The following is a 9,659-nucleotide window of genomic DNA, read 5'->3' on the forward strand; positions in this document are numbered from 1 at the left end:
CCATGCCGGCCTGCGCCTGCTGTTCGGCCACTGGGCCGCGCTCGACGGCCGCACCGGCAGCAGCCGGCATGTCGCGCTCGACACCGGCTGCGTCTGGGGAAACTTCCTCACCGCCCAGCGCCTGGAGGATGGCCGGCGTTTCCACAGCCGCGAGGGCCTGCAGTGAGCAGCGACGGCCGCGAGCCGCGCATCTACCGTGTCGGCGGCGCCGTGCGCGACCGCCTGCTCAGTGTGCCTTTCCACGAGCACGACTGGGTGGTGGTGGGCGCCACGCCGGACTGGCTGCTGGCGAGAGGCTATCGTCAGGTCGGCAAGGACTTTCCGGTGTTCCTGCATCCCGACACCGGCGAGGAGTACGCGCTGGCGCGCACCGAGCGCAAGAGCGGCAGCGGCTACCACGGATTCATCTGCGACTTCACGCCGGCGGTGACGCTGGAGGAAGACCTGCAACGCCGCGACCTGACCATCAACGCCATGGCCGAGACCGCCGATGGCGAGGTCATCGACCCCTGCGGCGGCAGGCAGGACCTCGCCGACCGCGTGCTCCGGCACGTGTCGCCGGCCTTCGTCGAGGACCCGCTGCGCGTGCTGCGCGTGGCCCGCTTCGCCGCCCGCTACCACCACCTCGGCTTCCGCATCGCGGACGAGACCCTGGTGCTGATGCAGCAGCTGTCCACCAGCGGCGAGCTGGAAGCGCTGACCACGGAGCGCGTCTGGCAGGAGACCGAGCGCGCCCTCGCCGATCCAGCGCCGGCAGAATACTTCCGCGTGCTGCATCGCTGCGGCGCGTTGCGCGTGCTGTTTCCCGAAGTGGCCGACCTGTTCGGCGTGCCGCAGCGCGCCGACTACCATCCCGAGATCGACACCGGCATCCACACGCTGATGAGCCTGCAGCAGGCCGTGCGCCTGAGTCCCGAGCCACGCGTGCGCTACGCCGTGCTGGTGCACGACCTCGGCAAGGCGCTGACGCCGGATCATGTGCTGCCCCGCCACACCGGCCACGAGAGCCGCGGCCTGCCGCTGATCCGGCGCATGGGCGAGCGCCTGCGCGTGCCGCGCGCCTGGCAGGAGCTGGCGCTGCTGGTCGGCGAGTTCCACCTCGAATGCCATCGCGCCAGCGAGCTGCGCCCCGACACCCTGCTGCGCAAGCTGGAAGCGCTGGATGCCTGGCGCCGCCCGGAGCGCTTCGCCGAGTTCCTGCTCGCCTGCGAAGCCGACGCCCGCGGCCGCACCGGGCTGGAGGACAGGGACTACTGGCAGCGCTGCTACTGGCAGGGCGCAGCGGATGCCGGCGTGATCGATGTGCGGACACTGGTATCACAAGGCCTGCAAGGACAGGCCATGGCCGAGGCCATCCGCCGGCAGCGCCTGCAGCAACTGACCACCTACCGGGAGGACTGGCGTGCCACATCACACTGAACCCCAGCACCACGACGCGCCGGTGGCCCTGATCACCGGCGCCGGCAAGCGCGTCGGTGCCGCCACCGCCCGGCACCTGCACCGCGCCGGCTGGCGTGTGCTGCTGCACTGCCGCCTCAGTCGCGAGACCGCCGAGACACTGGCCGGCGAGCTCAACGGCACGCGCGCCGACAGTGCCCGCGTGCTGCCCGCCGACCTCAACGACCCCGACGCCATCGCGCCGCTGGTCGACAGCGCACTGGCCGCCTGGGACCGGGTCGATGCCCTGGTCAACAACGCCTCGACCTTCTACCCCACCGCCATCGGCGCCACCACCGGCGCGCAGTGGGACGACCTCTTCGCCAGCAACGCGCGCGCGCCGTTCTTCCTCAGCCAGGCGCTGGCGCCGGCGCTGGCCGCCAGCGGGCGCGGCAGCATCGTCAATGTCATCGACATCCACGCCGACTATCCGCTCGCCGGCCATGCCGTGTACTGCATGGCCAAGGCTGCGCTGGCCGCCATGACGCGGGCGCTGGCCAAGGAGCTGGCACCGGCGGTGCGCGTCAACGGCGTGTCGCCGGGCGCCATACTCTGGCCGGAGGGAGAGGGGGAGATGGATGCGGCGCTGCAGGCGCAGATCCTGGCCAGCGTGCCGCTGGGGCGCATCGGCGGCGTCGACGCGGTGGCGGAGGCGATCGGCTTCCTGATCACCGGCACCGACTACGTCAGCGGCCAGATCATCGCGGTGGACGGCGGACGGTCGGTCTGGGGCTGAACCGGTTGTGCGGGAGCAGCACCTCAGTCAGGCCGCCGGCCCCGCTCGATCAGCACGCCGACATCCTGCGCGCCGCGCACCGCGCCCGGCTTGCTGACACGCAGCCGCAGCCAGGGCACATGGAACTCGTCACGCAGGATGTCCCAGACCGACTCGGCCAGCCGCTCGACAAGCTGGAACTCGGCCGACTCAACATGCGACTTCAGTCTCATGGCCACGGCGCGGTAGTCCAGCGCATGCTCGATGCTGTCGCTGGCGGCGGCGGGCCGGATATCCCAGGCCATCTCGAGGTCCAGGCTGAGGGTCTGCCGGATGCGGCGCTCCCACTGGAACATGCCGATCACCGTCTCGACCTTGAAATCCCTGATGTAAACAATATCCACGTGTTGTAGCCTCGTCGCCTGCGGTCTGCCCTGCGTGCGGCAGGCCGGATGCCGACCCAACGTGCCCGGAGCACACCATGAGTCCCGACCTGATCGCCTGCGCGGCGCTGATTCTCGCCTATCTGATGGGCTCTGTCTCGGCCGCCATCCTGGTTTGCCGCGCCATGCGCCTGCCCGACCCGCGCACCGACGGTTCGCGCAACCCGGGCACCACCAACGTGCTGCGCATCGGCGGCAAGCCGGCCGCGGCCCTGACATTGACCGGCGACATGCTCAAGGGCGTGATTCCGGTGCTGCTGGCGCGCGAATACGGCTTCGACGACGTGCTGCTCAGCGCCATCGGCCTGGCCGCCTTCCTGGGCCACCTCTACCCGGTGTTCTTCCGCTTCGAAGGCGGCAAGGGCGTGGCCACCGCGCTCGGCGTGCTGCTGACGCTGCACTGGGGCCTCGGCGTGTCCGTGGTGCTGCTCTGGGTGCTGGCGTTCGCGCTCACCCGCATCTCCTCCGTGGGCGCGCTGACCGCATTCATCGCGGCTCCCTTCCTGGCCTGGTGGCTGATGCCGCACGCCATGCTCGGCGTGGTCGGCATGAGCGTGCTGCTGCTGGCGCGGCACAAGCGCAATATCCTGGATCTGCTGTCTGGCAAGGAGCGCAGCTTCCGGAAGCAGTGAGCACCGGGCGCCCGGCGCTCAGTCGATCGCGGACAGCTCGGTCATGGGCCAGCGGGCGCGGACGCTGACGCCGAGACCGACGGTCTCGCCGGCGCGCAGGCGCTGGCAGCCGGCGAAGGCGATCATGGCGCCGTTGTCGGTGCAAAAGGCGGGCGCCGGGTAGAAGGCCTGGCCCCCCATGCCGCGCAGCGCTGCCGCCATGTCGGCGCGCAGGCGCCGGTTGGCGCTGACACCGCCGGCCAGCACGATGCGCTTCAGCCCGGTCTGCTTGAGCGCACGGATGCACTTGCGGATCAGCGTATCCACCGCCGCCGCCTCGAAGCTGGCACAGATGTCGGCGACCTTTTCCGGATAATCCGCGGTCTGCTCGCGCGCGGTCAGCACCGCGGTCTTGAGGCCGCTGAAGGAGAAGTCCAGGCCGGGCCGGTCGAGCATGGGGCGCGGGAAGGCGAAGGCGTCATCCCGGCCCTGCTGCGCGCGGCGCGACACCTCGGGACCGCCGGGATAATTCAGGCCCAGCATCTTAGCGACCTTGTCGAAGGCCTCGCCGGCGGCATCGTCGATGGACTCTCCGAGCAGCTCGTAGCGGCCGATGCCATCCACCCGCATGAGCTGGGTGTGGCCGCCGGAGACCAGCAGGGCGACAAAGGGGAAGGCCGGCGGCTCGGGCTCCAGCAGCGGGGCGAGCAGATGCCCCTCCATGTGATGCACCGGCACCGCCGGCACGCCCCAGGCGTAGGCCAGCGCGCGTGCCATCAGCGCACCGGTGAGCAGCGCGCCGGCGAGCCCGGGACCGGCGGTGTAGGCGATGCCGTCGATGTCGGCCGGCTCGCAGCCGGCCTCGGCCATGACCTCGCGCACCAGCGGCACCAGCTTGCGGATGTGGTCGCGCGAGGCCAGCTCGGGCACCACGCCGCCGTAATCGGCGTGCATGTCGATCTGGCTGTAGAGGCGATGCGCGAGCAGGCCCGCACCGGAACCGCGGCCATCGTCATAGATCGCCACGCCGGTTTCATCACACGAGGTTTCAATGCCCAGCACGCGCATTGCCGTTATCCTGATCGGTTCCGACCACTGTTCAGAAGGCGCGCAGTGTAGCGCCGCGGACCGGGGTTTGCCATTCCGCGGATATCTGGCTAAAATCCGCGCCCCACGCCCGAACGGCGTACCGAAATTGAACAACAGGTGAGCACTCATGCCCCAGGTCAAAGTGAAAGAAGGCGAACCGTTTGACGTCGCCCTGCGTCGTTTCAAGCGTTCCTGCGAAAAGGCCGGCGTGCTGGCTGACGTGCGCAAGCGCGAGTTCTTCGAAAAGCCGACGCAGGAGCGCAAGCGCAAGGCCGCTGCCGCTGTGAAGCGTCACGCCAAGAAAGTGCAGCGCGAAGCCGTCAAGACCGTCCGCCTGTACTGATGCGCCCTGCCCCCGCTGGCGGCCACGCCAGCCACGGGGGCAGACCACCGCAAATCCCGGCATCGCCATGTCCGCACAGCCCACGTTGAAAGCCCGGCTCACCGAGTCCATGAAGGATGCCATGCGCAGCCAGGACAAGGACAGCCTCGGCGTCATCCGCATGGCGCTGGCCGCTTTCAAGCAGATCGAAGTCGACGAACGCATCGAGCTCGATGACGCGCGCTCGCTCGCCGTGCTCGAGAAGCTGGTCAAGCAGCGCCGCGAGTCCGCGACCGCCTTCGAGTCCGCCGGCCGCCAGGAGCTGGCCGCCCGCGAACAGGCCGAGATCGTCGTGCTGCAGCGCTTCCTGCCGGTGCCGCTGTCGGAAGACGAGCTGGCGGCGCTGATCTCTGCCGCCATCGCCGAAGCCGGGGCGACCTCCGCGCGCGACATGGGCAAGGTCATGAACCTGCTCCGCCCCATGGTCGCCGGTCGTGCCGATGTCGGCGCGCTGTCGCAGCTGGTCAAGACCAGGCTGGCCTCCTGAGCGCCGCCCGGCGTTCGTTTGCGCCGGCAACCACGCAAGATCACCCGCGTCACCACCTGTCGCGCCGCCATGATTGCGGCCCGGCCACCCGCTGACGCACACTCAGCATCCTCCTGATCCGGACGAGCGCCGCATGGCCGAAGGACGCATTCCGCAGTCGTTCATCGACGAGGTGCTGCTGCGCACCGATATCGTCGATCTCGTCGACGCGCGCGTGAAGCTCAAGCGCGCCGGCAAGAACTACAGCGCCTGCTGCCCCTTCCATCAGGAAAAGAGCCCCTCGTTCACGGTCAACCGCGAGAAGCAGTTCTATTACTGCTTCGGCTGCGGCGCCACCGGCAACGCCATCAGCTTCCTGATGGAACATGACCGGCTCGACTTCATCGACAGCCTCAAGCAGCTCGCCGGCGCCGCCGGCCTGAGCCTGCCGGAGACGCGCGAGGCCGGCGGCGCACCCCGCGAGTCGCACCAGCCGCTGTTCGACGCCCTGGATGCCGCCGCCGCCCACTTCGAACAGCAGCTGCGCGTCGCCCCGGCGCGCGATCGCGCGGTGCGCTACCTGCAGGGACGCGGCGTCACCGGGGCGGTCGCCAAGCATTTCCGCCTCGGCTACGCGCCGCCGGGCTGGGACAACCTGCTGCAGGGCCTGGGCGCACAGCCCGGCCTGCGCGAGCAGCTGCTGACCGCCGGCCTGCTGATCCGCAACGAGCAGCGCCAGTCGGTCTACGATGCCATGCGCGACCGCGTGATCTTCCCGATCCGCGACTTCCGCGGCCGCGTGATCGCCTTCGGCGGCCGCGTGCTCAACGATGACAAGCCCAAGTACCTGAACTCGCCGGAATCGCCGGTGTTCCACAAGGGCCAGGAGCTCTACGGCCTGTACGAGGCACGCCAGTCCGGCAAGCTCAGCCGCCTGCTGGTGGTCGAAGGCTACATGGACGTGGTGGCGCTGGCCCAGTTCGGCATTCCGGAAGCCGTGGCCACGCTGGGCACGGCCACCAGCACCGCGCACATCGAGCGCCTGTTCCGCGTCGTCTCCGATGTGGTGTTCTGTTTCGATGGCGATGCCGCCGGCCGCCGCGCCGCCTGGCGCGCGCTGGAGAACGCCCTGCCCGCCCTGCGCGACGGCAGCAGCGTGCGCTTCCTGTTCCTGCCCGATGGCGAAGACCCGGACAGCCTGGTGCGCCGGGAAGGCCCCGAGCTGTTCCGGGCGCGCATCGACGCCGAGTCGGTGCCGCTGACCGAACAGCTGTTCCGCCACCTCGGCGAGAACATTTCGCTGGACACGCTGGAGGGCCGCTCGCGCCTCGCCAAGGAAGCCCTGCCGCTGCTCGCGCTGGTGCCGGAAAGCCTGTTCCGCACCTTGCTGCTGCAACGCCTGGGCGAGCTCACCGCGCTGCCGGTCGAAGTCCTCGAGAAGCAGCTCGCCGGCAGTGCCGGCCAGACGCGCGGCAGCGTGGCCGGCGCCACCGCCCCCCGGGAGTCATCGGCGGCCCCGGCCGACGAACCGCCGGCCTGGCATGGCGACGACCGACCCGACTTCGACGACNGTGCGCCTGCTGCTGCGCGACCCCTCCCAGGCCATCCGCTGGCCGGACGAGCTGCTGGCAGACCTCGACGATCCCGAGAGCGGCCTGCTGCGCCAGCTCGCCGCCGAGCTGCGGCGGCAGCCGGTGCGCTCGGTCGCCGCGCTGCTCGGCAGCTGGCACGGCAGCCCCGAGGGCGAGGCGCTGGGCGCCATCGCCGCCGCCGACAGCCTGGCACCGGCAGGCGACAGCCAGCTCGAGGCCGACGCCCTGTTGCACCGGCTGCGCCAGCGCGCGCTGGATGCCCGGGTCGACCGACTGAGTCGCGACCTGCAGCAAAGCCCGAGCCGGGAAACCCTTCAGGCGCTCACCGAACTGAAGCGCCAGCAGACCGAGCTGATGCGCGACCGCCCCGGTCCGGGCGACGCCTGACACAGCACTTTGCTGACAATACACACAGCGGAAGCATATAATTCCGCTCTTGATTTGCACCCGTTGCGCGAGGCGCCCGATGAGCAGCACCCCCCAAGACCCGCAGAACCTGAACAAGACGGACATCGAAGCCGGTGACGGCGAGCCGATCGACCAGGAAAAGCGCAACTCGCAACTGGCAGCGCTGATCGCCCGCGGCAAGGAACAGGGCTTCCTGACCTACGGCGAGGTCAATGACCACCTGCCGGAGTCGGTGACCGAAAGCGAGCAGATCGAAGACATCATCCAGATGCTCAACGACCTCGGCATTCCGGTGCACGAGCGCGCCCCCGAGGCCGACGACCTGATGCGCGAGGAAACCCCGGAAGCCAGCGACGACGAGCTGGCCGCCGAGGAAGCCGCCGCCGTGCTGGCGTCGGTGGAGAACGAGCCGGGCCGCACCACCGACCCTGTGCGCATGTACATGCGTGAAATGGGCACCGTCGAGCTGCTCACCCGCGAAGGCGAGATCGCCATCGCCAAGCGCATCGAAGACGGCATCCGCGATGTGCTCAACGCCATGGCCTGGTGGCCGGGCGCGGTCGAGCTGCTGCTCACCGAGTTCGATGCCGTCGAAGCCGGCGAACGCCGCATCGGCGATGTCATCGCCGGCTTCCTCGATCCGGACGACGGCAACGCCGCCGCCGAGGTCGACGAGGAAACCGCCATGGCCGCCCTCTCCGGCGGTGGCAGCGAAAAGGCCAAGGCCGAAGCCGCCGATGACGACGAGGAAGAGAGCGAAGGCAGCGACGACGACAGCGAAAGCGACACCGGCCTCGACATGGAAATGGTGCGCGAGCGCTTCGAGGCGCTGCGCAGGCAGTTCGCCAAGGCCGAGAATGCCGGCAAGCGCGGCCGCGACAGCAAGGGCTGGCAGACCGCCATGCAGGAGCTGGCCGACCTGTTCATGATGTTCAAGCTGACCCCGCGCGTGTACGACGGCATCTCCGATCACATCCGCGACAGCGTCGACTCCATCCGCGCCCAGGAACGCGCCATCATGCTGGCCTGCGTACGCCGCGCCAAGATGGACCGCGCCACCTTCCTCGCCGACTTCCCCGGCAACGAGACCAACCTGGCCTGGCTCGACGAAGAGCTGGTCAAGCGCAAGACGCTGGCCAAGGCGCTGGAGCCGCAGCGCGAGGACATCGTCCGCGCCCAGACCCGTCTGGCCGAAATCGAGGTCGCGCACGCGCTGACCATTGCCGAGATCAAGGACATCAGCCGCCGCGTCAGCGTCGGCGAGGCCAAGGCCCGCCGCGCCAAGAAGGAAATGGTCGAGGCCAACCTGCGCCTGGTCATCTCCATCGCGAAGAAGTACACCAACCGCGGCCTGCAGTTCCTCGACCTGATCCAGGAAGGCAACATCGGCCTGATGAAGGCGGTGGACAAGTTCGAGTACCGCCGCGGCTTCAAGTTCTCGACCTACGCCACCTGGTGGATCCGCCAGGCCATCACCCGCTCCATCGCCGACCAGGCGCGCACCATCCGCATTCCGGTGCACATGATCGAGACCATCAACAAGCTCAATCGCGTGTCGCGCCAGATGCTGCAGGAAATGGGCCGCGAGCCGACGCCGGAAGAGCTGGGCGAGCGCCTGGACATGCCGGAAGACAAGGTCCGCAAGGTGCTGAAGATCGCCAAGGAACCGATCTCCATGGAAACGCCGATCGGCGACGATGAGGACAGCCACCTCGGCGACTTCATCGAGGACACCCTCATGGTGTCCCCGGTCGACGCCGCCACCGCGGAAGGCCTGCGCGAAGCCACCCGCGAAGTGCTGGAGAACCTGACGCCGCGCGAAGCCAAGGTGCTGCGCATGCGCTTCGGCATCGACATGAACACCGACCACACGCTGGAAGAGGTCGGCAAGCAGTTCGACGTCACCCGCGAGCGCATCCGTCAGATCGAGGCCAAGGCGCTGCGCAAGCTGCGCCACCCGAGCCGCTCGGAGCACCTGCGCTCGTTCCTCGACAGCGAATGATCGCGGCGCCGTGAACAAACGCGCCGTGAACAAAAAAGGGCCCTTCGGGGCCCTTTTTCATGCTGGCTGAACCGCTCATCCGCAAGACGGGCACACCCGCGCGCCGGCATGGCAGCATAAACCCGCCGGATGCCGGCAGCTCACGAGGATCACCATGAAACACCGCCTGCTTGCCACCGCGCTTCTGCTGCTGCCACCGTCCGCCGTGCTTGCCGATGCGCCCGCCTTCGACCGCCCCGGCATCGGCTTCGGCACCACCGTGCTGCCTGTGGGCAGCCTGGCCTGGGAACAGGGTCTTCCCGATGTCACGCGCCTGAAGGCGGATGGCGACCGGAGCACACGGTACGACGCCAACACGCTGATCCGTTACGGGCTGCACGAGAAGGTCGAGCTTCAGCTCGGCGGCGCGATCCGCAGCCGCCTGGAAGAGAAGAGCGCCGGCGGCGTCCGCGACAGCGCGACCGGAACCGGCGACCTCAGCGCAGCCGTCAAGGCCGTGCTGCCCTCGGATCAC

At 69.2% G+C, this 9,659-nt stretch carries 9 protein-coding genes and 2 pseudogenes; 9 read left to right on the plus strand and 2 right to left on the minus strand.

Annotation, left to right across the window (positions count from 1 at the left end):
• Window positions 1-162: 162 nt before the first annotated feature.
• Window positions 163-1,419: a multifunctional CCA addition/repair protein gene (locus tag C5O18_RS03065; protein WP_105191392.1), complete on the plus strand. Its 1,257-nt coding sequence runs from the start codon at window positions 163-165 to the stop codon at window positions 1,417-1,419.
• Window positions 1,403-2,173, plus strand: coding sequence for a pteridine reductase (locus tag C5O18_RS03070; RefSeq protein WP_105191393.1), 771 nt, complete (start codon window positions 1,403-1,405; stop codon window positions 2,171-2,173). Before C5O18_RS03065 ends, C5O18_RS03070 begins: the two co-directional genes overlap by 17 nt.
• Window positions 2,174-2,196: 23 nt before the next feature.
• On the opposite strand, the gene folB is transcribed toward C5O18_RS03070, so the two are convergent.
• On the minus strand, window positions 2,197-2,556 hold the full coding sequence (folB, locus tag C5O18_RS03075; RefSeq protein WP_105191394.1) for a dihydroneopterin aldolase: 360 nt from the start codon (window positions 2,554-2,556) through the stop codon (window positions 2,197-2,199).
• A gap of 77 nt (window positions 2,557-2,633) precedes the next feature.
• Here folB and plsY point away from each other — a divergent pair, with 77 nt between their 5' ends.
• Window positions 2,634-3,227, plus strand: coding sequence for a glycerol-3-phosphate 1-O-acyltransferase PlsY (gene plsY, locus C5O18_RS03080; RefSeq protein WP_105191395.1), 594 nt, complete (start codon window positions 2,634-2,636; stop codon window positions 3,225-3,227).
• A gap of 18 nt (window positions 3,228-3,245) precedes the next feature.
• On the opposite strand, the gene tsaD is transcribed toward plsY, so the two are convergent.
• Window positions 3,246-4,274 carry a tRNA (adenosine(37)-N6)-threonylcarbamoyltransferase complex transferase subunit TsaD gene (gene tsaD, locus C5O18_RS03085; protein ID WP_105191396.1) on the minus strand — a complete coding sequence of 343 codons (1,029 nt, stop codon included), beginning with the start codon at window positions 4,272-4,274 and terminating at the stop codon, window positions 3,246-3,248.
• 148 nt (window positions 4,275-4,422) lie between these two features.
• Here tsaD and rpsU point away from each other — a divergent pair, with 148 nt between their 5' ends.
• The 6 genes and pseudogenes from rpsU to C5O18_RS03115 all read left to right on the plus strand — a co-directional run.
• Window positions 4,423-4,638: a 30S ribosomal protein S21 gene (rpsU, locus tag C5O18_RS03090; protein ID WP_105191397.1), complete on the plus strand. Its 216-nt coding sequence runs from the start codon at window positions 4,423-4,425 to the stop codon at window positions 4,636-4,638.
• A gap of 67 nt (window positions 4,639-4,705) precedes the next feature.
• A complete protein-coding gene (locus tag C5O18_RS03095) occupies window positions 4,706-5,164 on the plus strand; it encodes a GatB/YqeY domain-containing protein (RefSeq protein WP_105191398.1) in 459 nt (152 codons plus the stop codon).
• Between the two features lie 133 nt (window positions 5,165-5,297).
• A pseudogene (gene dnaG, locus C5O18_RS03100) lies at window positions 5,298-6,554 on the plus strand (DNA primase); the annotation flags it as partial.
• A 130-nt stretch (window positions 6,555-6,684) separates the two neighbouring features.
• A complete protein-coding gene (locus C5O18_RS11110) occupies window positions 6,685-7,122 on the plus strand; it encodes a hypothetical protein (protein ID WP_105191400.1) in 438 nt (145 codons plus the stop codon).
• A gap of 79 nt (window positions 7,123-7,201) precedes the next feature.
• Window positions 7,202-9,145: an RNA polymerase sigma factor RpoD gene (gene rpoD, locus C5O18_RS03110; protein WP_105191399.1), complete on the plus strand. Its 1,944-nt coding sequence runs from the start codon at window positions 7,202-7,204 to the stop codon at window positions 9,143-9,145.
• 154 nt (window positions 9,146-9,299) lie between these two features.
• Window positions 9,300-9,659: pseudogene (locus C5O18_RS03115) on the plus strand (transporter); the annotation flags it as partial.

This window comes from Amnimonas aquatica (assembly GCF_002943415.1).
Lineage (GTDB): Bacteria > Pseudomonadota > Gammaproteobacteria > Pseudomonadales > Moraxellaceae > Perlucidibaca > Perlucidibaca aquatica_A.

Coding starts and splice junctions, on each gene's coding strand:
- rpsU (WP_105191397.1), top strand. CDS start 4,423: ATGCCCCAGGTCAAAGTGAAAGAAGGCGAACCGTTTGACGTCGCCCTG.
- C5O18_RS03095 (WP_105191398.1), top strand. CDS start 4,706: ATGTCCGCACAGCCCACGTTGAAAGCCCGGCTCACCGAGTCCATGAAG.
- tsaD (WP_105191396.1), bottom strand. CDS start 4,274: ATGCGCGTGCTGGGCATTGAAACCTCGTGTGATGAAACCGGCGTGGCG.
- plsY (WP_105191395.1), top strand. CDS start 2,634: ATGAGTCCCGACCTGATCGCCTGCGCGGCGCTGATTCTCGCCTATCTG.
- rpoD (WP_105191399.1), top strand. CDS start 7,202: ATGAGCAGCACCCCCCAAGACCCGCAGAACCTGAACAAGACGGACATC.